Below are 23,369 nucleotides of genomic sequence, written 5' to 3'. Positions count from 1 at the left end.
GGGAACCGGGGCCGGACACGACGACACCCCCGGTCGTGTCGGGTGATCCGACAGGGCCGGGGGTGCCTCGAGTGCCGCGGTCTACGCGGTGGCCGGAACCTCCGCGGTGTCCTGCTCCGCCGGCAGTTCGCGGCGCAGCTTCTCGCCTTCGATGTCGACGTTCGGCAGGATCTTGTCCAGCCACTTCGGCAGCCACCACGCCTTGTCGCCGAGCAGGGCCATCACCGCGGGGATGATCACCATGCGGACGATGAAGGCGTCGAAGAAGACCGCCGAGGCGAGCGCGAAGCCGATCGACTTGATGAACGCGTTGTCCTCGAGGATGAACGCGCCGAACACCGAGATCATGATCAGTGCGGCGGCGGCCACCACGCGGGCGCCGTGGCTGAAGCCGATGGTCATTGCCTTCTTCGCGGAGGCGCCGTGCACGTACTCCTCCCGCATCCGGGTGACCAGGAAGACCTGGTAGTCCATCGCGAGACCGAAGACCACACCGATCAGGAAGATCGGCATGAAGCTGACCAGCGGCTGCGGGTTGGCGATCAGGCCGCCCCAGCCCTCCTGGAAGATCGCGACGGTGGCACCGAACGTGGCGGCGACGCTGAGCAGGAAGCCGAGGGCCGCGGTCAGCGGCACCAGGATCGACCGGAACACCAGCATCAGCAGGATGAACGCGAGCCCGACCACGATGATCAGATACGGGACCAGTGCGCCCTGCAGTCGGTCCGAGACGTCGGTCTCGAGCGCGGTCTGCCCGGTGACGCCGTAGTTGACGCCGATCTGCTCGTGCAGCGCGCCCTCGCCGTCGCGGATGGACTGCATCAGGTCGACGGTCTTCTGGTCGGTCGGCGCGCTGCCGGGGGTGACCAGGATCTGCGCGGTGTCCCCGGCCGGGTTCATCGCGACGATCTGCGCGTTGACGACGTCGTTCTGCGCGGAGATGGTCTTGACCACCTCGCCGAACGCCTCCGCCGCCGGGACGGTGGCGTCCTTGGCGTCGACGACGACCACGAGCGGGGAGTTGCGGCCCGGACCGAAGGCGTCGGAGACCAGGTCGTAGGCCTGACGCGAACTGGTGGCGGGATCGCCGGTGCTCTCGGACGGCAGGGCCAGCTTCAGCCCGGCTGCGGGCAGCGCCAGCGCACCGAGAACGGCGATGCCGGCGATCAGCGGGATCAGGGGCTTGCGCGCGACCCAGCCGGCGTAGCGGGTGGCCGGGCCGGGGGCCGCGTCCTCGGCCTCGGCGTCCGGGGCCTTGACGAACGGGATCCTGCCGGCGAACGCCTTACGGCCGAGCAGGCCGAGGAAGGCGGGCAGGAAGGTCAGCGCGACGAGCACCGCGACGAACACCGCGAACGCGGCAGCCATGCCCATGTCGCTGAGGAACTTGATGCCGACCACGCGCAGCGCGACGAGCGCGATGATCACCGTCAGGCCGGCGAACACGACCGCCGAGCCTGCGGTGCCGACCGCGCGGCCGGCGGCCTCCTCCCGGTTACCGGTGACGCTGACCTCGTGCTTGAAGCGCGAGACGATGAACAGCGAGTAGTCGATCGCGACGGCGAGGCCGATCATCACCGCCAGCGTCGGGGTCATCGAACCCAGTTCGGTGAATCCGGTGGCGATCGTGATGCCGAGGCTGCCGATACCGACGCCGATGATCGCGGCGATCAGCGGCAGCCCCGCAGCGACCAGCGAGCCGAAGGTCAGCATCAGGACCACCGCGGCCACGGCCAGGCCGATCAGCTCGGCGGATCCGCCGGGTGCCTCCTGGGTGGCGGCGGCGGTGCCACTGACCTTGACGGTCAGACCGGCGTCCCGGGCGGCCTGCGCGGCCGCGTCGATCTGATCGGTCAGTTCCGTGGTGACGTCCTTGAAATCACCGCTGAACGGCACCTCGACGTAACCGACGGTCCGGTCCGGGCTCAGCGGGGACAGGGCCTGCGCGTCGGCGGCCGCCTGGTCGAGCGGCTTGCCGGTCTGCTCGGCCTGTGCCTTCGTCATCTCCGTCAGGCCTGCGTCGGCGACGACCGGATTGACCAGAGCGCCCTGGGCGGCCTCGGGGGAGGCGGTGGCCGGGTCGACCTTCGCGGCCGGATCGACGAGGTCGATGGCGCGGACCTTGGCCAGGGTCGCATCCATCGCGGCCTGGCTCTCCTCGCTGTCGAGGGTCTGGCCCTCGGGAGCGGCGAAGACGAACCGGGCGGAGATGGAGTTGAACGGATCCTTGCCCGAGGACGGGAACCGCTCGGCCATCAGGTCCTGCGCCTTCTGCGCCGGGGTCCCGGGGATCGAGAACGAATCGTTGGTCGGACCCGACAGCGTTCCGGCGCCGACGCCCATCAGGACGAGCAGAGCGAGCCAGATCGCCAGGACGGTGCCCTTGCGCCGGTAGGCGAATTTGCCGATCCGGTACAGGTAGGTGGCCATGAAGGACCCTTCGGGTTGCGTGGGGACGGGTGTCTCGGGTGGGCGGTGTCGTCGGTGGGCGCGCTAGGGGACAGGTGGTTCGACGGTCGGTTGGGGTATGCCGGCGCGCAGCATCGCGAACGCCTCGCGTACGAGGGGTTCGGGGGTGTCGTGGCCGGTGTCGCCCTGCAACCACAGCTCGATCGCGCACTTGCAGGACGCCCCGATCGCCATCTGCAGGAGATTCGGGTACAGGTCGGTCGCAACGTTCGTGCCGGTCCGTTCCGCGATCGCCTCGCCGAGGATCCGGCTGACCCGGCCGTGCAGTTCCAGGTGGCAGGCCAGCAGGGCGGGGCTCTCCTCGATCAGCATCATTTCGGCGGCCATCTCGCCGAGGTCGCGGATCGGATCGAGCACGATCGACAGGACGACCGCCTCGAGCGAATCCCAGATCGGCTCGTCGGCGGGCCGTTCGCGCAGCCGCTGCGCCCAATGGGTGACGTCGGTTTCGAATCGGTACAGGACCGCTTCTTCCTTCGACGCGAAGTAGTTGTGGAAGGTCCGGGTGGAGACCCCGGCCTCGGAGGCGATGGCCTCGGCGGTGACGGCGTCGAGGCCGGCGGGCTTGGCCAGCCGGATCGCCGCCTCGCTGAGTGCGAGGCGGGTGGCGGCCTTCTTCTGGTCGCGCAGGCCGGGTTGGGTGCTCACCCCATTCAAGGTACGGAAGTTGCACAACCCTGCAAACTTGCACACCTATGCAATTTTGTGCGGTTGCCCACATGGAGCCGTGTGCTGTGACCGCCCTCACCGGCCGGCGGTCATCGATCCCGCTCGCCTCGGTCCTACGGTTTCGCGGCGACCCTGCGTAATGTCCCTCCCGAGCAGTCCCTCACAGCCGATTGGAGTGTCCCGGTGCGCATCGGAACGCAGATCACCTACAGCGGCGGGTTCGCCGAAACGGTCGCCGAGGTCGCGGACCTCGAACGCGCCGGACTCGACATCGCCTTCATGGCGGAGGCGTACTCGTTCGACGCCGTCAGTCAGCTGGGCTACCTCGCCGCCAAGACGACGACGCTCAAGCTCGCATCGGGCATCTTCCAGATCTACACCCGCACCCCGTCGCTGATGGCGATGACCGCCGCCGGCCTGGACTTCGTCTCGAACGGGCGGTTCGTGCTGGGGCTGGGGGCGTCGGGCCCGCAGGTCATCGAGGGCTTCCACGGGGTGCCGTACGACGCGCCGCTGGGCCGGACCCGTGAACTCGTCGACATCTGCCGCCAGGTGTGGCGCCGCGAGAAGGTGCAGTACGACGGCAAGTACTACCAGATCCCGCTGCCCCCGGAGAAGGGCACGGGGCTCGGCAAGCCGCTCAAGCTGATCAACCATCCTGTGCGCGAACGCATCCCGATCGTCATCGCCGCGATCGGCCCGAAGAACGTGGCGTTGACGGCGGAGATCGCGGAGGGCTGGCAGCCGATCTTCTTCCACCCGGAGCGTGCCATGGACGTGTGGGGTGAGTCGGTGGCCAAGGGCAAGGCCAAGCGTGACGCGTCGCTCGGCGAGCTGGAGATCTTCGCCGGCCCCGCGCTCGCGATCGGCGACGACGTCGACCACATGATCGACTGGATCAAGCCGCACCTGGCGCTCTACATCGGCGGCATGGGCGCCCGCGGCAAGAACTTCTACAACGACCTCGCCTGCCGCTACGGCTACGAGGCCGAGGCGAAAACCATCCAGGACCTCTACCTGGACGGCAAGAAGCAGGAGGCTGCGGCCGCCGTCCCGGACGAGCTGGTTCGCTCGATCTCGCTGATCGGCCCCGAGGGCTACGTCCGAGAGCGGGTGGCGGCGTTCAAGGAGGCGGGTGCCACGACCCTGACCGTCAACGCGATGGCCCCCGACACCGCCGGTCGGGTCGCGCAGATCGAGAAGCTGCGCGCAATCATCGACGCGTAGCCCCGACAGTTCGCCGAGTGTGCACTCGGGTGCGCACTCGGCGTCGGTCAGCGGGACAGTCGGGTCAGGATCGCGGTGAACACGTCGGCCAGCTCGCCCGGCACCGTCACCTCGTCGACGCCGAAGCGGCGCTCGTGCTCGGACAGGGCCTGCGCCGCGCGGTGCGGGTCGGCGTCCAGCAGTCCGATCCCGCCGGTCGCCCGGATCCGATCCGCGGTGAGGCCGTCGCGGCCGATCCAGGACGGCATCCGGTCGCCGACCCCGACGAGGGACAAGGTGAACGGCATTGCCGGACCACAGGACTCGCGGGCCCGGGTGACGGCGTCCGCCAGTTCGGGCACCGTGGTGGCGGGTCCCAGCGCGAGCGCCACCCGGTCCGCCACCCGCCCGGCCGCCGCCAGCATTCGCGGCCCGGCCGCCGACGCCACCACCTCGGGGGCCGGATCGACGCCCGCGCGCACCGCCGCGACGGACTCCTCGACCTGCGCGATCCGTTCGGTGGCGCCGCCCCAGGGCATTGCCAGCCGCCGTGCCTCCTCCTCGGCGTCCGGTCGGCCCGCGCCGATGCCGAGTTCGAACCGCGCGTCCGAGAGTGATTGCAGAGCAGCGACTTCCCGAACCAGCGCGGCCGAGGTGCGGAGCGGAGCCGCCGCCACCCAGGTGCGCAACCGCAGGCGTGAGGTCACGGCCGCCGCGGCGGCGAGGGCCGGGAACGGGGACGGTGTCCACAGGGTGTCCGGCACCAGAACGGCGTGAAATCCCATGTCCTCGAACAGTTTCACGCGGTCCGTCCAGGCGGCGCCGCCGACGCGAGGGGTGTCGACCACCACGAACCTCATCGTCGGGTCTCCCGCAGAACGGCGAGGCGGGCCCGGTACTCCGCCTCGGTGATCTCGCCGCGGGCGTAGACGTCGCGCAGCGTGGATTCGCCGTGGCGGCCGCGGCGCCGCCGCCCGAGGAGAACGAACGCGGCAATGACGATCAGCCAGAAGGTGATCGGGATCAGGATGAACCACGGGCCGACGCCCCATCCCGGTCCCCAGGGGCCGTCCCAGTGGTCGGCCAGTAACAGGGTTGTCTGTGCGTTCACGGTGTTCATGACGTCGAGCCTGCGCCGGTTCGGGTGCCGACGCGTCGGTCCGTGTGCGGAATCGTCGGTACGTCCGGATGCGTACGGCCGGTGTGCAGTTGCCGTCGCAATTCGCGGGTACCGGCGACGGCGACGGCATCTCAGCGCCAGCCGGGCCGGACCAGACCGGACTCGTAGGCCAGGACCACGAGCTGGGTGCGGTCTCGGGCGCCGAGCTTGAGCAGGATCCGGCCGACGTGCGTGCGCGCGGTGGCCGGGCTCAGCACCAGCCGCTCGGCGATCTCGGCGTTGCTCAGGCCCTCCGCAACCAGCGTCATCACCTCGCGTTCCCGGGCGGTCAGCGTGGCCAGCAACGTGCCGTCCGGGGCGGCCTTGGCGCGGGCGGCGAACTCGGCGAGCAACCGCCGGGTGACGGTGGGGGAGAGCAGCGCCTCCCCGTCAGCCACCACCCGCACCGCCCGGACCAGGTCGGCGGGTTCGGTGTGTTTGACCAGGAACCCGGCGGCACCGGCGCGGATCGCCTCGAAGACGTACTCGTCGAGCTCGAAGGTGGTCAGCACCACGACCCGGACCCCGGCCAGCTCCGGGCGGTCCGCGATCCGGCGGGTGGCCTCGAGGCCGTCGAGCACCGGCATCCGGATGTCCATCAGCACCACGTCCGGCCTCAGCTCCTCGGCCAGTCGCACCGCCTGCGCGCCGTCCTCGGCCTCGCCGACCACCTCGATCCCGCTCTGTGCGTCGAGCAGCGCCACGAAGCCGGCACGAACCAGCGCCTGGTCGTCGGCGACGAGCACCCGGACCGTCATGACGCGCCGGCCCCGTCGGCGGGCAGGGGAAGCCTGGCGCGCACCCGGAATCCGCCGTCCGGTCGCGTCCCCGCCGACAGCGTGCCGCCGAGGGCGCGGCTGCGTTCGGTCATCCCGGTGATGCCGTTGCCGGGAGGGTTCGCCGCGGCGGTGTGGCCGTCGTCGTCGACCTGGACCTCCAGCAGCCCAGGCAGGTACCGCAGGGTCACCCGGGCGGTCGACTGCCCGGAGTGCCGGGCCACGTTGGTCAGCGACTCCTGCACGATCCGGGCCGCCGCGAGGTCCACCCCCGTCGGTACGGGGCGGATGGTCCCGGAAATGTCTGTGGTGACATCGATTCCGGCATCGCGTGCCCGCGCGACGAGACCGTCGAGATCGGTGATCGACGGCGCAGGCGCCACCGGCGGCGCCTCGGGGCCCCGGCGCAGGGACTGCAGCATTGCGTGGACCTGGACGAGGGCGTCGCGGCTGGCCTCCTTGATCGACGCCAGCGCCATCCCGGCCTGTTCGGGTCGGCTGTCGAGCAGCTCGAGCGCGACCCCGGACTGCACGTTGATCATCGACAGACTGTGTGCCAGCACGTCGTGCAGTTCGCGGGCGATGTCCAGCCGTTCCTCGCTGGCCCGCCTCAGCCGCTCCTCCTCGGCGGCCCGGGCCAGTTCGCGGGCCCGCTGGCGCCGGGCCCGGATCGCCTCGCGCCGTTGCCGGATGACCTCGGCGATCGCCAGCAGGGTCAGCAGCCACGCCCCGATGCCGATCGCCGCGGCCGGCGTCGGGTACTCGCGGCCGGTCACCCACGGCACACCCCACACGTACACCACGTAGCCGACCGCCGGTGCCGCGTACAGCGGCCAGCGCGGGTACAGGGGCGCCGCGGTGAGAAACGCGATGACGATCGGCAGGAAGATCGGGCCCATCGGGTATCCGCGCAGCAGGAACACCAGCGCGGCCGCCAGCGTCACCGCCAGCACCGTCAACGGTGCGACCCTGCGCCACACCAACGCGGCCGACGCGGCCGCGATCAGGACGAACGCGTAGACGTCGAGTGGGTGGGCCGCGTTCTGATGGCGGGCCGAACCCACCGTGCCTGCGGCTGCGACGGCACCGACGACGAGTGCGACCGCGACGTCGACCGGACGGGCTGCCATGGACTCGAACCTAGCCGCGGATCGACCGGGCGGCGTCGTCCCACGTACGTAGTCGCGGGTCCGCCGGACGGCCGATGTGGACAATCGGGCCGGTCAGCTGCCGGACTTCCGCCGGCCGACCAGCCAGCCGGCGATCCACCCGATCACGAACACGGCCAGCAGGAAGACCCACAGCGCCGCCTCGAAGCTGAACCAGGCCAACTGGATCGTGGTCGTCGCGGTGTTCTGGAAGATGAAGATCACCGCCAGCACCACCAGGGCCAGCGCCAACCATCTGCCCGGGGTCATCCGCGACATCAGCGAGGTCTTCGCGCTTCCCTGATCGGACATCGCACACTCCTGCCTGGCTGCGCCCACCGGTGCCGGGCTGTCGACCCGACGGGTGAATCCGCAGGTCACACACCCCATGGTAGCCGCGGAGGCGGCCGATCCGGCGTCAAACGGGACTGTGTCGCACGGTCGCACCGGCCCCGCGTGCGACCCGGTGTGGGGCTCGTCCCGAGACGCATTTCACCGCCGCGAGCGCGACCGAGACGCGACACGGGGACCTTCGACCCACGCGAACCCGGCGCAGAACCCGGACAATAGGTGCGGGGCACACGATGCCCCGACTGTCGGTGACGGATCTCCAGTGAGGAAGCAGCATGAGCGCAAGCAATCCAGTCGTGGTGGGAGTGGACGGATCGGAGTCGGCGTCGACGGCCGTTGTGTGGGCCGCCCGTACCGCCGCGGCCCGCAAGCTTCCCCTGCTGCTGGTCTCCGTCGTGCACGTGCCCGCTTACTACTACACCGAGCCCTACCTGGTGCGCGGCTACGGCGACGACCTGAAGAACGCCGGCCGCGCCCACCTCGACAGCGCCGCGGTGCTCGCCCGGGAGGTCGCCGAGGAGGTCGGCGACCTGGACATCGACACCAAGCTGCACGAGGGGCGGATCGCGGAGATCCTGCTGCAGTACGCGCCGCAGGCGTCGATGATCGTGCTCGGCAGCCGTGGGCTCGGAGAGTTCAGCGGCGCACTCCTCGGTTCGGTGGCCCGTGCCGTCACCTCGCACTCGACCGCGCCGGTCGCGGTGGTCCGTGGTCGCACGCTCGAAGGCCGGCCGCCGACCGAGGGCCCGGTCGTCGTCGGTGTCGACGGTTCGGAGATCAGTGAGGACGCCCTCGCCGCGGCGTTCCAGGAGGCATCGGCGCTGGGTGCGCAGCTCATCGCGGTGAACGTGTGGAGTGACGTGTCCGTACAGCCGTCGCTCGGTGCGACCGAGGACGACCCGCACTGGACTTCCATCCAGGCCGCCGAGGAGGCGGTGCTGTCCGAGCGGCTCGCCGGGTGGATCGAACAGTATCCGGACGTGCCCGTGCAGCGGGTGGTCCGCCGCGACCGTCCGGTGCGGGTGCTCAGCGAATTCTCCGAGCAGGCGCAGCTTCTCGTGGTGGGAAGCCACGGCCGCGGCGGTTTCAAGGGCATGCTCCTCGGCTCCACCAGCGCGGCACTGATGAGCACCGCCGACTGCCCGGTGCTGATCGTGCGCCCGGCACAGTTGGCCGGATAGTTCACCGAACACGAAACGAAGGGTCGGTCCCCGGGAGGGACCGACCCTTCGTTTCGTGCGGACGAGTCTGCCCCGGATGTCGGTTCAGGGCCGTTGTCGGTTCAGCCGAACTCGTCGAGCCCCCCCGCCCGCAGCCGCGCCCACACATCGGTGGGGTGCACACCACGCCGGACGGCGTCATTTTCGATGAGCACGCCGAGCAGAACCGAGTTCAGGAACGCGAGCGCATCCGGGTCGTGCCGGGCGGACTTGGCCTCCGCCCATCGGGTGACGTTGCCGCGCTTGGCCGCGGACGCCATCTCCAGCGCCGTTTCGAACAGCGCCTGGGTGTCGGTCGATGGTCGTTCGGTCGTCAGATCCGTCATCACACACCCACCTTCTGTCCACGGGCCGCCGCACGGGCCAGCGCCCGGTCGCGGGACTCCTCGAACCTGGCCGCATCGGCGTGCAGGCTCTCGAGGAACACCGCCAGCTCCTCGCGGAGCGTCTCCGCCTCCCCGGTGAAATCGGTGCGGTCGAACACCTTCCACGTGCGCAGCACCGGCATCACCACGTCGTCGAGGTGTTGACGCAGATCGTAGATGCCGCCCTTGGCGATGAGCACCGCGTTGCGGCGGAACTGCGGCATCGTCGCGCCCGGCATCTGGAAGTTGGTGAGGATCTTGAGGATTGCGCGCATCGCCTGTGCCGGAGCGACGTCCAGTGCCGCACCGGTGATGTTGCGGTAGAACATCATGTGCAGGTTCTCGTCGGCTGCGACCCGTGCCAGCATCCGGTCGGCGATCGGGTCACCGCACGCCTTGCCGGTGTTGCGGTGCGACACCCGGGTCGCCAGCTCCTGGAACGTCACGTAGGTGACCGCGTCGAGGATGCCCTCCTGCAGGTTCGGGTTGAACCCGTGCGTCATGTGGGCCATCCGCGCGTCCTCCAACGCCACCGGATCCACCCCGCGAGTGACCACCAGGTAGTCCCGCATCACCACCGAGTGCTTGTTCTCCTCCGCGGTCCAGCGGCCCACCCACGTACCCCAGGCTCCGTCCCGGGAGAAGTTCTCCGCGATGACCCGGTGATACGACGGCAGGTTGTCCTCGGTGAGCAGATTCGTGATCATCGCGGCCTTCGCGACGTCCGTCAGCTGCGACTGCTCGGGGTCCCAGTCGACGCCGCCGAGTGCCGCGAAATTGCGGCCGTCGTCCCACGGCACGTAGTCGTGTGGATGCCAGTCCTTCGCCATCGACAGGTGCCGGTGCACATTCTCCTCGGCGACGGGCTCGAGTTCGTGCAGCAACTCGAGTTGGGTCAGTTCTCGTGCCACGGTGTCCTCGTCCCCATTCGCAGTGCCGGAAGTCCAGCGATGAGCCTGGCGGATCGAGACCCCTGGCCGATAGTGCCGAAAGTCCCGATGTGTTGGGATTGAGAAATGCAGACACGGCTTTTCCTGGTCGACGACCACGAGATCGTCCGGCGGGGCCTGGTGGACCTCCTCGGCGGCGCCCCCGACTTCACGGTGGTAGGGGAAGCCTCCTCCGTCGCGGAAGCGCTGGCGACGTTCCCGGCGTCGGGGGTCGACGTCGCGGTCCTCGACGTGCGGTTGCCGGACGGCTCCGGGGTGGAGCTCTGCCGGGAACTGCGGTCGGCGAACCCGGAGCTGCGGTGCCTGATGCTCACCTCGTACTCCGACGACGAAGCCCTCTTCGACGCGGTGCTCGCCGGAGCGTCCGGCTACCTGCTCAAGCAGATCCTCGGCACCGACCTGATCGCCGCGGTCCGGACCGTCGGAGCCGGCGGGTCGCTGCTCGACGACCGGGCCACGTCCGCCGTCCTGGCGCGGATTCGGGCCCAGCGCAACAAGAGTGGGCTCGTCGACGAACTGACCGACCAGGAGAAGGTGGTGCTCGATCTCATCGGTGAGGGTCTGACGAACCGGGAGATCGGCGCCCGCATGCATCTCGCCGAGAAGACGGTGAAGAACTACGTGTCGCGGTTGCTGTCGAAGCTGGGGATGCAGCGTCGCACCCAGGCCGCGGTCCTGGCCACCGAGCTGCGCGGTCGACCCGAGCGGGGACGGTGACCCGGTCCGGGGGTCAGGACGTCAGCCCGCCCGCGACCGCACGCTCGGCGAGGAGTCGACCGAGCAGGAAGTCGAGCTGGGTGCGGGCGTCGTCGAAGGGGCGGGTCGACTTGAGCGCGCGGCTCTGCACGATGGCGCCCTCGATCGCCGACAGCAGCAGTCCCGCCGTCGACCGCGCGGTCGCCTCGTCGAGGCCCGCCGCGACCATGCCGCCGGCGAGGCGGGAGGTCCACTCGGTGAACGCCTGGCCTGCCGCGGACCGGACCGCCGGATCCGGTTCGTCCAGTGCCGCCGCCATCATGAACGAACCGAGCCGGTAGTCGCTCGACTCGAGCGGTTCGAGCCAGAACGCGAACAGCTCGTCCAGCCACCGGTCCATCGACGGTGCGGTCGCGAACTTGTCCGCCATCACGGTCAGGTGTGACTGCACCAGGCGGGACACGATCCGGGTGGCGGTTTCCACGAGCTGGCCCTTGCCTTCGGGGAAGTGCTGGTAGAGCGAGTTGCGCGACGCGTTGCTGCGTTTGAGCAATTCCGTCAATCCGGCCGCATTCACGCCGAGTTCCTGCACCATCGTGATGGTGGTCGCGAGCAGGCGAGCGCGCGGTCGCGCCGTCGTCATGTGAGCTCCTTCCGAAACGCTTGTGTGGACCGATCGGTTCATGTTAGACCTGGAGATGAACCGATCGGTTCACATGGAGAGGATGTCATGCCCGCGAAGATCGCCACCGCCAGTCCCGTCACCCACGCGGCCCTTCTCGGCCTCGGTGTGTACCGACCCCGGCGCGTCGTTCCCAACGCCGAGATCGTCGACCTCATCGACTCCTCCGACGAATGGATCCGGACCCGATCCGGCATCACGGCCCGCGGCTGGGCCGAGCCCGACGAGACCATCGTCTCGATGAGCGTCGCCGCCGCCCGTGACGCGCTCGCGGCCTCGGGTCTGGTGGCCGAGCAGATCGACGCCGTCGTGCTGGCGACCTCGTCGCAGATGGTGCTTGGCCCGTCGGCGGGCGCGATCGTGGCCAGCGAACTCGGAATGCAGGACACCGCTGCCTACGACATCTCCGCCGGGTGCGCGGGCTTCTGCTACGCGCTCGGCAACGCCGCGAGCCTCGTTCGTGCCGGGCAGGCCCGCCACGTGTTGGTGATCGGCGTGGAAAGGCTGTCCGACCTGCTCGATCCGACGGACCGGACATGCGCGTTCATCTTCGCCGACGGCGCGGGCGCGGTCGTGGTGGGTCCCTCCGACGCCGAGGGGATCGGGCCGGTCGCGTGGGGTTCGGACGGTACCCAGACCACGGCGATCAAGCAGGACAAGGACTTCAAGGAGTTCTTCGCCGACGTTCTCGAGCGCGGCGCCGAGGCGGAGCGCCCGTACATCCGGATGAACGGTCAGGCCGTGTTCCGCTGGGCGGTCACCTTCCTGGAGAAGGCGTGCCGCGACGCGCTGGAGAAGGCCGGGGTCGCGGCCGACGACCTGGACGCGTTCGTGCCGCACCAGGCCAACAGCCGGATCACCGACGCGCTGATCCGGACGCTGGCCCTGCCCGACACCGTCGCGGTCGCCCGGGACATCGTGGAGACCGGCAACACCAGCGCGGCGTCGATCCCGATGGCGATGGAGCAGCTGCTCCGTTCCGGGGCCTCGCAGCCCGGTGACACCGCGTTGCTGCTCGGATTCGGTGCCGGACTGGCCTACGCCGGGCAGGTGGTCCGGCTCCCCGCGATCGCCTGAGCCGTCGGACCGCCCGCTCCGCGTCAGTGGAGCGGGACCCGCCAGGTGAGCCTGGTTCCCGCGCCGGGCTCCGAGCGGACCTCGCAGCGGCCGCCGCAGGCGGCCGCACGCCGGTCCAGGTTCGCCAGCCCGCTGTGGGGTTCGGTGCCGGTCATCCCGATGCCGTCGTCGTCGACGACGATCGTGAAGTCCTCGGCCGCGGACACCGTCACCGTGAGGGTGGTGGCGTTCGCGTGCCGACGCGCGTTCGAGAGTCCTTCCCGCAGAACCGCTTCCGCATGTGGGGCGACCGACGTCGGAACCAGGGTGTCGATCGGGCCGGAGAACTGTACGGACGGGGTGACGTCGGCGGTGAGCTCGCCGATCACGTCGAGTAGCCGGCGCCGCAGACCGGCGGCCGGCGCCGCGTCGGCGGACTGCAGGTCGAAGATGGTGGTGCGGATCTCGCGCACCGTCTGATCGAGCTGCTCCACCGCCCGGGCGAGCACCTCGGCGGTGCGGCCCTCCGTCGCAGCGGACACCGACTGCAAGCTCATGCCGGTGGCGAACAGACGCTGGATGACGTTGTCGTGCAGGTCCCGTGCGATCCGGTCGCGGTCGGCGAGGACGTCCAGCAGGCGCTGCTGGCGCTGCTGATGCGCGAATTCGAGGGCCACCGCCGCCAGGTCCGCCATCGACGCGAGCCGCTGCAGCTCGTCCGGATCCCATTCGGGCCCACCGGTTTCGCCGCTGACCACCAGGGCGCCCTGGACGTGCTGCGGACCGGCCACCGGCAGCGTCGCCGACCGGGTCGTGCCCGCGCTCAAGTCCGCGAAGTCCACGTCCTGCCCGACCGTCAGCCGCGAATCGGTGGTCGCGAGGACGGTGCTCCCGTCGTCCACCGTGTCGACGAGCGTGACCGCGTCGGCCGTGCCCAGCTCCCGTGCCTGCCGGACCAGCAGGTCAAGGGTCTCGGGCACCGACCCGCCGATCAGCAGCCGCGAGGTGATCGACGACATCGCGCTCAGCCAGCGTTCCCGGGTGCGGGACTGCTCGAACAGGCGCGCGTTGTCGATCGCGAGGGCCGCGGACTCGGCGAGCACCGTCAGGATCGTCTGGTCCTCGTCGCTGAACTCCGGTGCGCCGCGCTTCTCGGTGAGGTAGATGCTGCCGAACGCCTCCCCTCGCACGATGATCGGCATGCCCAGGAAGCTGTGCATCGGGGGATGGTTGGGCGGAAACCCGACCGACGCGGCATGGGTGGCGAGTTCCCGGATCCGCACCGGGCGGGGTTCGTTGATCAGCAGGCCGAGCAGGCCGCGCCCCTCGGGCAGATGTCCCATCGTCGCGCGAGTTCCGGGGTCGATGCCCTCGTACACGAATTCCGACAACCCGCCGCCGGGGGCGCGGACACCGAGCGCGCCGTAGCGGGCGCCGAGCAGTTCGGTTGCCGCGCGCACGATCCGCTGCAGCGTGGTGTCCAGGTCGAGGCCGGCGCCGACCACCAGTACCGCCTCGAGCAGATCGCGCAGGGTGCCGGGGGAGCTGACGTCCTCGCCGAGTCGCCGGTGCACGGTGTCGAGCAGGCCGTTCAGGCTGCCTGCGGGATCGTCGACCATGCCCCGAGCCTACTGGGGGCGAGCGCGCGTTCGGTCGTGGGCACTCCCGCCGCTCGGCCCGGGCGTGCGGCCCCGGCCGCCACGGCGCCCGCTCGGCGGTGGTCCGTCAGCGCAGGCCGAAGGCGGTGGCGGCGGCGTCGACGGCAGAGGGCACGGCCTGGCTCTTGTCGGGCGCGAGGTCGTGGCCCTTGCCTTCGACCAGGACGAGGGTGTGCGGTGCGGTGATCAGGTCCATGGCGGCGCGCATCTCGTCGGGGGTGCCGAACGGGTCGCGGGTGCCGTGTACGAACACGCACGGGCAGCGCAGGTCCGGAAGGTGTGCGGTGCGAGCCTTCTCCGGCTTGCCCGGTGGGTGCAGGGGGTACGAGAAGAGCAGCAGGCCGTCGCAGACGTCGGGACGTTCCGCCGCGAGCATCGACGACTGCCGGCCACCGTACGAGTGTCCACCGAGAATCAGTGGACCCGAGAACGATTCACGGATCGCGGCCGCGGCGGCGGCGATGCCGTCCCGGTCCTTGTCCGCGGTCGACGGACTGGGCGGGCCCTTCGGCCGGCGCTGACGGAAGGGTAGGTCGTAGCGCAGCACCAGCAGCCCTGCATCGGCGAACTCGGATGCCGCGCGCTGCAACAGTTTCGCGTTGCGGTCGCCGCCGGCGCCGTGCGCCAGTAGCAGCGCCGCGACCGGATCGCCGTCGGGTCGATGCAGGTCCCCGACCACGTCGTCGCGCTCGAACAACTCGCTCATGAGACACGAAACTACGGGATCGGCACGTCCAGTTCGACCTCGTCGAGCGGGTACGGCGGTGCGCCGGTGCCGCTGATCCGCAGGTGCCCCCACGGATCCTGCTCCCCGAGGACGGCCGGGCGCGGCTGCCCGGCGTCGATCGTCAGCGTCAACCGCGCCCGGTCGCGGCCGGAGAGACCGGCCAGATCCGGGCCGTCGACACGTCCGTACCAGTGGAAGTGCCCGTCCAGCGGTTCGAAGTGTCCGCCCAGGTGAACGACGACGTCGAGGGCGGCGGTGCCGGTGGCGAGCACGGCCGGGCCGTCGTAGGCGGTGTCGGGCTCGAGCATCTCGGAGGCAAGCGCCGCGGGGGGCTGCGTCGGGGCCCGCTTCCGGCGCCCTCGGATCACAGGAACCCTGCCCGTCGCCACATCGCGCGCGAGGGCGCCCGCATCAGTCCCGTTTCCTCGAGGAATGCGGCCAGGCTCGCGAACCCGCGGCGCTGGTTCGCGCGGAAGTGTGGATTCGCCAACGCCTGTCGCCGCGCCTCCTTGGGGTCCAGGCCCGCCCGCTTGTACATCGCGGGATTGGTGAACAGGCGCTGCAGCAGCGGGCCGCCGACTCCCTGCATCGTGCCCACCCACCGCTTCTCGATCGGGTGGGTGCCTGCCACCCGCCGCCGCACGCCCTCGCGAGCGAACGTGATGTGCCGGGCCTCCTCGGTGACGTGGATCCGCATCAGCCTCGACACCATCGGCTGCAGTTGTGGGTCGTCCATGACCCGGCGCTGGGTGGCGTCGAAGATCTCCTCGCCGATCAGCGCGGCCACCCACAGCATGGTGCCGCGGAACGTCTTCGGGAGCAGATTCGCCACCACGGCCTGGTGCGGTCGCAGCTGGAACGGCTTGGCGCCCATGGCTGCAATGGCGCGGCCGAACATCGTCATGTGCCGGCACTCGTCACCCATCTCGGTGAGCGTGTACCGGGTGTGCAGCGACGTCGGGTCGCGGTGCAGCAGGTCGCGCAGCAGTGCCTGCAGCAGGATGTTCTCGAACCAGGCGCCGACACTGAGAATGTTCGCGGCCTCCTGCCGGGACAGCTCGATGCGCTGGTCCTCGCTCATCGACTCCCACATCGGCGTGCCGTACAGCGACAGCACAGTCGGCGGCAGGAAGTACCGGTCCTCGGCCAGCGGGGCGTCCCAGTCGAGATCGACGACCGGGTTGTAGGAGCGTTTGATCGACCCGGCGAGCAGTCGGGCGGCCACGACCTCACGGTCCGTGGGAGTGGTACTTGGCATGCGGTGACCCTCCGTGTGCATCGGAGACTTCCGTGACACCTGGAAAGGTAGGCCCGCCCGCTCGCCGGGTCAAGAGGTGTGTGTGACCAAAATTCACACTTTTTGTCGTGGTCCCTATTTCTTGGCGACGGTCAGCAGGAACGCGACGTCCTCGACGGCCTCCACGCGGTGCCGGGCGGCGGGGATGACCAGCAGGTCGCCCGTCGAACCCTTCCACGAGTCGTCGCCGGCGATCAGCGTCAGGGTGCCGCTGAGCACCAGCAGCGTCGCCTCGCCCGGGGAGTCGTGCTCGGCCAGTTCCTGTCCGGCGGTCAGGGCGACGACCGTCTGCCGCAGGCTGCGCTGGTGGCCGCCGTAGATCGTCTGCGAACTGCGTCCGCTGGTGGCCGCGGTCGCGAGCTTGAGTTGTTGCCGTGCAACGGCGGTCAGCGACTTCTTGTCCATGTGGCTGCCTCTCGCTGGGAAAGACCGAATGGGGTCGTCGTGCCCATGCAGTATGGACCACCGAGCGGCGTATGGCGCCGCACTCGCCGAACGGGTCAGCGGGCGTAGGTCACGAATCGGAACCGGACACCGTCGCGGCTCGACGTCTGCCAGTCGCCGGTGCTCTCGGCGACCCACTCGCCGCCGAGGGCGGGTGCGTACGCGTCGCCGTCGACGTCGAGGTCCACCTCGGTGACCTCGATCCGGTCGGCCCGGTCCAGGGCGGCCGCGTAGATCTCGCCACCCCCGATCACCCAGGTCTCGGTGTCGCCGGCCAGGGCGAGGGCGTCGTCGACGGAGTGCGCGACCTCGACGCCGTCCGCCGACCAGTTCCGGTCGCGGGTGACGACGATGTTGCGGCGGTCGGTCAGCGGCCGGAACCGTGGCGGCAGCGAATCCCACGTGCGGCGGCCCATCACGACCGGGTGCCCGGTGGTGACGTCCACGAAGTGCGCCATGTCCTCCGGGATGCGCCACGGGATCGTGTTGTCGCGGCCGATGACGCCGCGGTGGGCCTGTGCCCAGATCACACCGATCACTAGACGGCCACCGGCGCCTTGATTCCGGGGTGGTGTCGGTAGCCGGTGATCTCGACGTCCTCGAAGGTGTAGTCGAAGATCGAGTCCCGCTTGTGCAGGGTCAGCGTCGGGTACGGGTACGGCTCCCGCGACAACTGCTCGGTGACCTGCTCGACGTGGTTGTCGTAGATGTGGCAGTCGCCGCCGGTCCAGACGAACTCGCCCACCTCGAGCCCGGCCTGCTGCGCGACCATGTGGGTGAGCAGCGCGTAGCTGGCGATGTTGAACGGGACGCCGAGGAACAGGTCGGCGCTGCGCTGGTACAGCTGGCAGCTGAGCCGGCCGTCGGCGACGTAGAACTGGAAGAACGCATGGCACGGCTGCAACGCCATCTCGTCCAGGTCGGCGACGTTCCACGCCGAGACGATCATCCGCCGCGAGTCGGGGTTGGAGCGCAGGGTCTCGATGACCTTGGTGATCTGGTCGATGTGCTCGCCGCCCGGCGTCGGCCACGACCGCCACTGCACGCCGTACACCGGCCCCAGCTCGCCGTCGGCGTCCGCCCACTCGTCCCAGATCGTGACGCCGTGCTCGCGCAGCCACGTGACGTTGGAGTCGCCGCGCAGGAACCACAGCAGCTCGTACACGACGGACTTCAGGTGCACCTTCTTGGTGGTGATCAGCGGGAAGCCCTCGCGCAGGTCGAAGCGCATCTGGTGCCCGAACACGCTGCGCGTGCCGGTGCCCGTGCGGTCCGCCTTCGGGGTCCCGGTATTCATGACCAGGCGCAATAGATCTTCGTAGGGCGTGTGCACGGCAGCCAGTCTAGTGGGCGGGCACCTTTGCGCCGGGCACCGGCAGGTAGCGTCGCCGAACATGCGTGAACTCCTCGTGATCGGCGTCGGCGCCGGTGACCCCGACCAGGTGACTGTGCAGGCGATCAAGGCGATGAACCGGGCCGAGGTGTTCTTCGTCATCGGCAAGGGCGAGCAGAAGCAGGACCTGGTCGACCTGCGGACCGGTCTCCTCGACGAGCACATGCGCGGCGACTACCGGATCGTCGACATCGTCGACCCACCCCGGGACCGGACCCCGAGCAACTACGAGGGCGTCGTCGACGACTGGCACGACCGCCGCGCGCAGGTGTTCGAGGACGCGTTCGCCGCGGTCGACGGCGTCGGCGCGATCCTGGTCTGGGGTGATCCGTCGCTGTACGACAGCACCCTGCGGATCGTCGAGCGCGTGCTGCGCCGCGGAGTCGTGGACTTCGAGTACTCGGTGATCCCGGGCGTGACGAGCGTGTCGTCGCTGGCGGCGCAGCACCGGATCGTGCTCAACAGGATCGGCGAGCCGGTGCTGACCACCACCGGCCGCCGACTGCGTGAGGGCCTGCCGGACGGCGTCCGGGACGCAGTGGTGATGCTCGACGCCGAGAACAGCTTCACCACCCTCGACGGGGACTGGGACATCTGGTGGGGCGCCTACCTCGGGACCGCGGACGAGACGCTGATCGCCGGGGACCTGCGCTCTGTCTCGGACGAGATCGTCCGGACGCGCGCCGAACTGCGCGAACGCAAGGGCTGGATCATGGACACCTACCTGGTCCGCAGGCGCTGACGCACCTGTGCGCGGTTTGCGGGTCTCTGGACCCGTAAACCGCGCACGAGCGCCGGAGGCGCCTAGTGTGGTGGGCATGCCCGAACTGCCCGAGGTGGAGGCCCTGGCCCAGTTCCTGCGCGACCACGCGGTCGGCGCGGTGATCGGACGGGTGGACGTCGCGGCGCTGAGCGTGCTCAAGACGTTCGACCCGCCGATCTCGGATCTGCAGGGCCGCGACATCAGCGGTGCCGCCCGGTTCGGCAAGCATCTCGGGCTGCGGTGCGGCGCCGAGGACGGGCTCTGGCTGATCACCCACCTGTCCCGGGCGGGCTGGCTGCGCTGGCAGGACAACCCGAGCGCGACACCACCGAAACCCGGCAAGGGTCCGCTCGCGCTGCGGGTGCACCTGTTCGCGCCGGACGGCACCACCCCCGCCATCGACCTCACCGAGGCGGGCACGCAGAAACGGCTCGCGGTGTGGCTGGTGCGCACCCCCGCCGAGGTGCCCGGCATCGCGAAACTCGGACCCGACGCCCTCGGCGTCACCGCGCCCGCGTTCGGCGAGCTGCTCTCGAAGTCCACGGCGCGGATCAAGACCGTGCTCACCGACCAGTCCGTGCTCGCCGGTGTCGGCAATGCCTATTCCGACGAGATACTGCACGAGGCGAAGCTGTCGCCGTTCGCGACCGCGAACAAGCTGACCGACGAACAGGTTTCGACGCTGCACGCGGTGATGCGGTCGGTGCTCACCGACGCGGTGACCCGCTCCGTCGGTCAGGATGCAGCCCGCCTCAAGGGCGAGAAGCGGTCCGGGATGCAGGTGCACGCCCGCACCGGGATGCCCTGTCCGGTGTGCGGGGACACGGTGCGGGAGGTCTCCTTCGTGGACCGCTCCTTCCAGTACTGCCCCACCTGCCAGACCGGGGGCAAGATCCTCGCCGACCGGCGGATGTCGAAGCTGCTCAAGTAGCGACGGGTCGAGTGGGGTCCCGCGCCCGGGGTGAACCCACTCGACCCGTGTGCCGCGACGCCGGGCTCTACCCGAGCAGCTCCTCGGCCGCCCCGGCGGAACCGGTGAAGAAGCTCACCGCACCGAGCAGATCGCTTGCCGCGCCGGTGAAATCGGCGGCGAAGTCGAGGAACGGAATGATCTCGGCGGAACCCATCAGTGCTCTCCTGTGTTGTTGCACGGAACATGTACGGGACCTCGGTCCCTCGATGAGCCTCCGTCGCCGCGGCGAGCCGTCGCAATGGTGTCGACGCGACCTTTATGGTGACCGCCGCGAATCTTGACGGGTCCTTTTCGTCGACGGTGCCGGTAGCCGATCTCACGTCGGGTTCTGCGGAACGGCGCTGGGTGGGCCTTCGTCACCGACGGTGCCGGTACCCGATCCACGCGCGGCGTTTGTCGCCGTCGGGATCGTTCTCGACGTGGGTGTCGGTGTCCACGATCAGGGTCTCCCGACGTTCGATGCTGTAGCGGGGCCAGGTTTCCCGGGGATGGCCGTGGCGGGCGAAGTGCAACCAGTGCGACTGCAGGACGTTGGTGACCGCGCGCAGGCCGTCTCGGCCGCCGACCGCGGTGGCGGCCTTGCCGAGCGGGTGGTCGACGGCGCCGAACACGGCGAGCAGTTCCGTGGCGTGAGTGGCGCCGAAACCGGTCCAGTTCAGCAGGTTCGGCGCGTAGTCGTAGCGGTAGGCGTAGGTGGGCGCCGTCGTGGTGTGTGCCTGCGCGACGAGGATCGCCGGCTCCCAGAAGGTGACGTCGCCGCCGAGTTGGACCGCGGCGTGGCGGTCGGGATAGCGGGGGTAGGCCGCGAGGATGCGGGCCTTCACCCGGGGTTCGGTCTCGGCGAACATCTTCTCGATCCGCACGGGGTCGGTCGGGATGATGTCGAGGAACCGCGGAAACATCGTCCCCTCGCGGGCATTGGTGCCGACGATGAGCGGGACGGGATGGGCGAGGCCCGCGGCGAACGCGTCGAGCGGATGTCGGGGCAGAAGTTCCCCGTCGACGACCGGGGCGAATGCGCGGGTGCCTGGTGCCTCGTCGGCGCCGCGCGCGGCGAGGGCGTCCCCGGCCCGGACCAACGCCTCGGGGGTCGCCTCATCGAGGGCACGGACGGGGTCGTCGGTGCCGCCGAGGAGTTCGAGGAACTCGGCGGCCCACACCCGGGCGCGGTCCGGTCCGTAGGCGGACGCGGCGGGGGGACTCTCGGCGATCGCCCGCTGGAACAGGCCCGCCGCGGAGGGCGTGCACATCAGGGTGGTGACGGCGTTGGCGCCCGACGACTCCCCGAACACCGTGACGTTGTCCGGGTCGCCGCCGAATGCGGCGATGTTGCGGCGCACCCACTGCAGTGCCGCGACCTGGTCGCGCAGTCCCAGGTTCGAGTCGAATGTTCTTTCGGGTGTGGAGTATTCGGTGAAGTCGAGGTAGCCGAGGGCGCCGAGCCGGTAGCCGATCGACACGTAGACGACGTCGCCGCGGCGGACGAGTGCGTCGCCCCGGTACAGCGGCGTGGACGTCGCGCCGCCGCTGTACGCGCCGCCGTGGATGAACACCATCACCGGATGCGGCTGCACACTGCGGGACGCGGGGGCCAGGACATTGAGGGTCAGGCAGTCCTCGCCCATCCGGCCGGATCGGCCGACGCGCCCGGACTGCGGTGGCGCGCTGCCGAACTCGAGTGTGTCGCGCACCGCGGTCCACGGCGTCACCGGTTGTGTTGCGCGCAGCCGGAATTCGCCGACGGGCGGCGCCGCGTACGGGATGCCCCGCCAGGACCGCAGGCCGTGGTGTTCGCGTCCCTGCACCGGGCCGTCGGCGGTGGCGATCACCAGCGGGTCAGGCACGGTGCGCCTCGAGCAGGCGCAGCCACACCTCGGAGACGGTCGGGTATGCGGGGACCGCGTGCCACATCGCGCTCAGCGGCACGGCGCCGACCACCGCGACGGTCGCCGCGTGCAGCAGTTCGGCGACCTCGGTGCCCACGAACGTCGCCCCGAGCAGGGTGTCGCCGGCGCGGTCGATCACCAGCTTCGCGTGCCCGGTGAAATCGTCGCGGGAGAGCGAGGAACCGGCGACGGAGATGTCGACCTCCACCGTATCGACGTCGAATCCCGCTGCGCGGGCGGCATGTTCGGTGCGACCGACGGACGCGACCTCCGGTGCGGTGAACACCACCTGCGGGACCGCGGATCCGTCGGCGCTCGCCAGGTAGCGGGCACCGTCGAGCGGGCGGGACTCGGTGCGTGCGGCGATGACGTCACCGCAGACCCGGCCGTGGTACTTGCCCATGTGGGTCAACGGGGTGCGGCCGCTGGCGTCGCCGACCGCGTACAACCAGTCGCCCGGCACACCCGCGACGGTGAGGTGGTCGTCGGTGTGGACCGCGTCGAGCCCGACCGTGTCCAGGCCGAGTGACGCCGTGGCGGGTCGGCGTCCGGCCGCGACGAGGATCTCGTCGACGACGAGGCCGGAGCCGTCGTCGAGGGTCAGTGTCACAGGGCCGCCGCGGATCCGGCCGATGCCGGTCTCGCGGGGAGCGTCGCGGTGGACTGCGGTCACGGAGGTGCCGGTACGCACCGCCGCGCCCCTGGCCCGCAGCGCCGTCGCGACGGCCTCGCCGGCGAACGGTTCCGCCGACGCGAGCAGCGCCGGTCCGCGGACCAGCAGCGTCACCTCCCTGGCGCCGAGGTCGAGCAGCCAGGTCGCGGCCTCGCACGCGACGACCCCGCCGCCGACGATGGCGATCCGCTCCGGAACGTCCACCAGGTTGGTCGCGTCCCGCGACGTCCACGGCAACGCCTCGCGCAGTCCCGGGGTGGCGGGCACCGTCGCGGTGGACCCGGTGGCCAGGACGACGGCGACGCGGGCCCGCACCGTGCGGGGGCCGTCCGGTCCGGTGACCTCGACGGTGCGCTCGCCCGCGAGCCTTCCGGACCCGCGGATCACGTCGACACCGACGCCGGACGCCCATCGCACCTGACCCGAGTCGTCGTGGTGGGAGGTGAACGCGTCGCGGCGGCGCAACACCGCGGGGACGTCGAGTGCGCTCGCGCCGAGTGGCTCCCGGACGCCGGGCATCGCCCGCCCCGCACCGAGGACGTTGCCGGGTCGCAGCAGCGCCTTGCTCGGCATGCACGCCCAGTAGGAGCATTCGCCGCCGAGCAACTCGTGTTCGACGATCACCGCGGTGCGTTCGGAACCGGCGACGGCGTACTGGGCCGCGATCTCACCTGCCGGGCCACCACCGATCACGACGACGTCGAACTCGTTCTCCGGTGTCGGGGACATGCCAACACCGTAGAACGGCCGGCGGCGAGCCGCTGAGTTACCTCATGGCGGCGAGCCGCTGGGTGACACCACAGAGGCG

26 protein-coding genes are annotated in these 23,369 nt (G+C 70.3%); 6 read left to right on the top strand and 20 right to left on the bottom strand.

Annotation, left to right across the window (positions count from 1 at the left end):
* Positions 1–81: 81 nt before the first annotated feature.
* The gene (locus ACWDUM_RS03775) at positions 82–2,430 is read right to left on the bottom strand and encodes an MMPL family transporter (protein ID WP_450132931.1); all 2,349 of its coding nucleotides are present in this window, start codon (positions 2,428–2,430) and stop codon (positions 82–84) included.
* Positions 2,431–2,493: 63 nt separating this feature from the next.
* Entirely contained in the window at positions 2,494–3,117 is a 624-nt protein-coding gene (locus ACWDUM_RS03770) for a TetR/AcrR family transcriptional regulator (protein WP_450113347.1), read from the bottom strand.
* A 204-nt stretch (positions 3,118–3,321) separates the two neighbouring features.
* On the opposite strand from ACWDUM_RS03770, the gene ACWDUM_RS03765 reads away from it, so the two are divergent.
* On the top strand, positions 3,322–4,365 hold the full coding sequence (locus ACWDUM_RS03765; RefSeq protein WP_450113346.1) for an LLM class F420-dependent oxidoreductase: 1,044 nt from the start codon (positions 3,322–3,324) through the stop codon (positions 4,363–4,365).
* A 47-nt stretch (positions 4,366–4,412) separates the two neighbouring features.
* On the opposite strand, the gene ACWDUM_RS03760 is transcribed toward ACWDUM_RS03765, so the two are convergent.
* The 5 genes from ACWDUM_RS03760 to ACWDUM_RS03740 form a co-directional block, all read right to left on the bottom strand.
* Positions 4,413–5,204: an LLM class flavin-dependent oxidoreductase gene (locus ACWDUM_RS03760; RefSeq protein WP_450132930.1), complete on the bottom strand. Its 792-nt coding sequence runs from the start codon at positions 5,202–5,204 to the stop codon at positions 4,413–4,415.
* Entirely contained in the window at positions 5,201–5,464 is a 264-nt protein-coding gene (locus ACWDUM_RS03755; protein ID WP_450113344.1) for an SHOCT domain-containing protein, read from the bottom strand. Before ACWDUM_RS03755 ends, ACWDUM_RS03760 begins: the two co-directional genes overlap by 4 nt.
* 131 nt (positions 5,465–5,595) lie before the next feature.
* Positions 5,596–6,261 carry a response regulator transcription factor gene (locus ACWDUM_RS03750; RefSeq protein ID WP_450132929.1) on the bottom strand — a complete coding sequence of 222 codons (666 nt, stop codon included), beginning with the start codon at positions 6,259–6,261 and terminating at the stop codon, positions 5,596–5,598.
* Positions 6,258–7,409, bottom strand: a complete 1,152-nt coding sequence (locus ACWDUM_RS03745; RefSeq protein WP_450132928.1) for a sensor histidine kinase — start codon at positions 7,407–7,409, stop codon at positions 6,258–6,260. The genes ACWDUM_RS03750 and ACWDUM_RS03745 overlap by 4 nt, the downstream gene beginning before the upstream one ends.
* A gap of 93 nt (positions 7,410–7,502) precedes the next feature.
* Positions 7,503–7,739 carry a LapA family protein gene (locus ACWDUM_RS03740; RefSeq protein WP_450132927.1) on the bottom strand — a complete coding sequence of 79 codons (237 nt, stop codon included), beginning with the start codon at positions 7,737–7,739 and terminating at the stop codon, positions 7,503–7,505.
* Between the two features lie 314 nt (positions 7,740–8,053).
* Between ACWDUM_RS03740 and ACWDUM_RS03735 the strand changes: the two genes are divergently transcribed.
* Complete coding sequence (locus ACWDUM_RS03735; protein ID WP_450113340.1) at positions 8,054–8,959, top strand: universal stress protein; 906 nt, start codon at positions 8,054–8,056, stop codon at positions 8,957–8,959.
* Between the two features lie 101 nt (positions 8,960–9,060).
* Here ACWDUM_RS03735 and ACWDUM_RS03730 read toward each other — a convergent pair whose 3' ends face one another.
* Entirely contained in the window at positions 9,061–9,324 is a 264-nt protein-coding gene (locus ACWDUM_RS03730) for a hypothetical protein (RefSeq protein ID WP_450113339.1), read from the bottom strand.
* On the bottom strand, positions 9,324–10,274 hold the full coding sequence (locus tag ACWDUM_RS03725; RefSeq protein ID WP_450132926.1) for an acyl-ACP desaturase: 951 nt from the start codon (positions 10,272–10,274) through the stop codon (positions 9,324–9,326). Before ACWDUM_RS03725 ends, ACWDUM_RS03730 begins: the two co-directional genes overlap by 1 nt.
* Before the next feature lie 105 nt (positions 10,275–10,379).
* Here ACWDUM_RS03725 and ACWDUM_RS03720 point away from each other — a divergent pair, with 105 nt between their 5' ends.
* Entirely contained in the window at positions 10,380–11,030 is a 651-nt protein-coding gene (locus ACWDUM_RS03720; RefSeq protein WP_450113337.1) for a response regulator, read from the top strand.
* Between the two features lie 13 nt (positions 11,031–11,043).
* On the opposite strand, the gene ACWDUM_RS03715 is transcribed toward ACWDUM_RS03720, so the two are convergent.
* The gene (locus tag ACWDUM_RS03715; RefSeq protein WP_450113336.1) at positions 11,044–11,652 is read right to left on the bottom strand and encodes a TetR/AcrR family transcriptional regulator; all 609 of its coding nucleotides are present in this window, start codon (positions 11,650–11,652) and stop codon (positions 11,044–11,046) included.
* 87 nt (positions 11,653–11,739) lie between these two features.
* Here ACWDUM_RS03715 and ACWDUM_RS03710 point away from each other — a divergent pair, with 87 nt between their 5' ends.
* Complete coding sequence (locus ACWDUM_RS03710; RefSeq protein ID WP_450113335.1) at positions 11,740–12,768, top strand: beta-ketoacyl-ACP synthase III; 1,029 nt, start codon at positions 11,740–11,742, stop codon at positions 12,766–12,768.
* 23 nt (positions 12,769–12,791) lie between these two features.
* Here the strand turns inward: ACWDUM_RS03710 and ACWDUM_RS03705 are convergent, their stop codons facing one another.
* From ACWDUM_RS03705 to ACWDUM_RS03675, 7 genes are all read right to left on the bottom strand, one after another.
* Positions 12,792–14,366, bottom strand: a complete 1,575-nt coding sequence (locus ACWDUM_RS03705; protein ID WP_450132925.1) for a sensor histidine kinase — start codon at positions 14,364–14,366, stop codon at positions 12,792–12,794.
* Positions 14,367–14,472: 106 nt separating this feature from the next.
* Complete coding sequence (locus ACWDUM_RS03700) at positions 14,473–15,111, bottom strand: alpha/beta hydrolase family protein (RefSeq protein ID WP_450113333.1); 639 nt, start codon at positions 15,109–15,111, stop codon at positions 14,473–14,475.
* 11 nt (positions 15,112–15,122) lie between these two features.
* Positions 15,123–15,440 carry a DUF4873 domain-containing protein gene (locus ACWDUM_RS03695; RefSeq protein WP_450132924.1) on the bottom strand — a complete coding sequence of 106 codons (318 nt, stop codon included), beginning with the start codon at positions 15,438–15,440 and terminating at the stop codon, positions 15,123–15,125.
* A 56-nt stretch (positions 15,441–15,496) separates the two neighbouring features.
* Complete coding sequence (locus ACWDUM_RS03690) at positions 15,497–16,390, bottom strand: AurF N-oxygenase family protein (protein ID WP_450132923.1); 894 nt, start codon at positions 16,388–16,390, stop codon at positions 15,497–15,499.
* Positions 16,391–16,504: 114 nt separating this feature from the next.
* Entirely contained in the window at positions 16,505–16,834 is a 330-nt protein-coding gene (locus ACWDUM_RS03685; protein ID WP_450113330.1) for a cupin domain-containing protein, read from the bottom strand.
* 95 nt (positions 16,835–16,929) lie between these two features.
* Positions 16,930–17,412, bottom strand: coding sequence for a dihydrofolate reductase (locus ACWDUM_RS03680; protein ID WP_450132922.1), 483 nt, complete (start codon positions 17,410–17,412; stop codon positions 16,930–16,932).
* A complete protein-coding gene (locus tag ACWDUM_RS03675; RefSeq protein WP_450113328.1) occupies positions 17,412–18,170 on the bottom strand; it encodes a thymidylate synthase in 759 nt (252 codons plus the stop codon). Before ACWDUM_RS03675 ends, ACWDUM_RS03680 begins: the two co-directional genes overlap by 1 nt.
* A gap of 97 nt (positions 18,171–18,267) precedes the next feature.
* Here ACWDUM_RS03675 and cobF point away from each other — a divergent pair, with 97 nt between their 5' ends.
* Both cobF and ACWDUM_RS03665 read left to right on the top strand, forming a co-directional pair.
* Positions 18,268–19,008 (top strand): precorrin-6A synthase (deacetylating), encoded by a 741-nt coding sequence (cobF, locus tag ACWDUM_RS03670; protein WP_450132921.1) that lies wholly within the window; start codon positions 18,268–18,270, stop codon positions 19,006–19,008.
* Between the two features lie 76 nt (positions 19,009–19,084).
* Entirely contained in the window at positions 19,085–19,960 is an 876-nt protein-coding gene (locus ACWDUM_RS03665; RefSeq protein WP_450132920.1) for an Fpg/Nei family DNA glycosylase, read from the top strand.
* A gap of 67 nt (positions 19,961–20,027) precedes the next feature.
* Here ACWDUM_RS03665 and ACWDUM_RS03660 read toward each other — a convergent pair whose 3' ends face one another.
* From ACWDUM_RS03660 to ACWDUM_RS03650, 3 genes are all read right to left on the bottom strand, one after another.
* Positions 20,028–20,156 carry a hypothetical protein gene (locus ACWDUM_RS03660; RefSeq protein WP_450113325.1) on the bottom strand — a complete coding sequence of 43 codons (129 nt, stop codon included), beginning with the start codon at positions 20,154–20,156 and terminating at the stop codon, positions 20,028–20,030.
* A 202-nt stretch (positions 20,157–20,358) separates the two neighbouring features.
* Entirely contained in the window at positions 20,359–21,846 is a 1,488-nt protein-coding gene (locus ACWDUM_RS03655) for a carboxylesterase/lipase family protein (protein WP_450132919.1), read from the bottom strand.
* On the bottom strand, positions 21,839–23,290 hold the full coding sequence (locus ACWDUM_RS03650) for a dihydrolipoyl dehydrogenase family protein (protein WP_450132918.1): 1,452 nt from the start codon (positions 23,288–23,290) through the stop codon (positions 21,839–21,841). Before ACWDUM_RS03650 ends, ACWDUM_RS03655 begins: the two co-directional genes overlap by 8 nt.
* Positions 23,291–23,369 lie beyond the last annotated feature (79 nt).

This window comes from Rhodococcus sp. NPDC003322, assembly GCF_053589555.1.
This window is presented reverse-complemented; position numbering and strand designations above follow the sequence as displayed.

Coding starts and splice junctions, on each gene's coding strand:
- ACWDUM_RS03720 (WP_450113337.1), top strand. CDS start 10,380: ATGCAGACACGGCTTTTCCTGGTCGACGACCACGAGATCGTCCGGCGG.
- ACWDUM_RS03675 (WP_450113328.1), bottom strand. CDS start 18,170: ATGAATACCGGGACCCCGAAGGCGGACCGCACGGGCACCGGCACGCGC.
- ACWDUM_RS03775 (WP_450132931.1), bottom strand. CDS start 2,430: ATGGCCACCTACCTGTACCGGATCGGCAAATTCGCCTACCGGCGCAAG.
- ACWDUM_RS03745 (WP_450132928.1), bottom strand. CDS start 7,409: ATGGCAGCCCGTCCGGTCGACGTCGCGGTCGCACTCGTCGTCGGTGCC.
- ACWDUM_RS03760 (WP_450132930.1), bottom strand. CDS start 5,204: ATGAGGTTCGTGGTGGTCGACACCCCTCGCGTCGGCGGCGCCGCCTGG.
- ACWDUM_RS03755 (WP_450113344.1), bottom strand. CDS start 5,464: ATGAACACCGTGAACGCACAGACAACCCTGTTACTGGCCGACCACTGG.
- ACWDUM_RS03665 (WP_450132920.1), top strand. CDS start 19,085: ATGCCCGAACTGCCCGAGGTGGAGGCCCTGGCCCAGTTCCTGCGCGAC.
- ACWDUM_RS03685 (WP_450113330.1), bottom strand. CDS start 16,834: ATGGACAAGAAGTCGCTGACCGCCGTTGCACGGCAACAACTCAAGCTC.
- ACWDUM_RS03750 (WP_450132929.1), bottom strand. CDS start 6,261: ATGACGGTCCGGGTGCTCGTCGCCGACGACCAGGCGCTGGTTCGTGCC.
- ACWDUM_RS03710 (WP_450113335.1), top strand. CDS start 11,740: ATGCCCGCGAAGATCGCCACCGCCAGTCCCGTCACCCACGCGGCCCTT.
- ACWDUM_RS03660 (WP_450113325.1), bottom strand. CDS start 20,156: ATGGGTTCCGCCGAGATCATTCCGTTCCTCGACTTCGCCGCCGATTTC.
- ACWDUM_RS03705 (WP_450132925.1), bottom strand. CDS start 14,366: ATGGTCGACGATCCCGCAGGCAGCCTGAACGGCCTGCTCGACACCGTG.
- ACWDUM_RS03740 (WP_450132927.1), bottom strand. CDS start 7,739: ATGTCCGATCAGGGAAGCGCGAAGACCTCGCTGATGTCGCGGATGACC.
- cobF (WP_450132921.1), top strand. CDS start 18,268: ATGCGTGAACTCCTCGTGATCGGCGTCGGCGCCGGTGACCCCGACCAG.
- ACWDUM_RS03650 (WP_450132918.1), bottom strand. CDS start 23,290: ATGTCCCCGACACCGGAGAACGAGTTCGACGTCGTCGTGATCGGTGGT.
- ACWDUM_RS03695 (WP_450132924.1), bottom strand. CDS start 15,440: ATGCTCGAGCCCGACACCGCCTACGACGGCCCGGCCGTGCTCGCCACC.
- ACWDUM_RS03735 (WP_450113340.1), top strand. CDS start 8,054: ATGAGCGCAAGCAATCCAGTCGTGGTGGGAGTGGACGGATCGGAGTCG.
- ACWDUM_RS03730 (WP_450113339.1), bottom strand. CDS start 9,324: ATGACGGATCTGACGACCGAACGACCATCGACCGACACCCAGGCGCTG.
- ACWDUM_RS03690 (WP_450132923.1), bottom strand. CDS start 16,390: ATGCCAAGTACCACTCCCACGGACCGTGAGGTCGTGGCCGCCCGACTG.
- ACWDUM_RS03715 (WP_450113336.1), bottom strand. CDS start 11,652: ATGACGACGGCGCGACCGCGCGCTCGCCTGCTCGCGACCACCATCACG.
- ACWDUM_RS03700 (WP_450113333.1), bottom strand. CDS start 15,111: ATGAGCGAGTTGTTCGAGCGCGACGACGTGGTCGGGGACCTGCATCGA.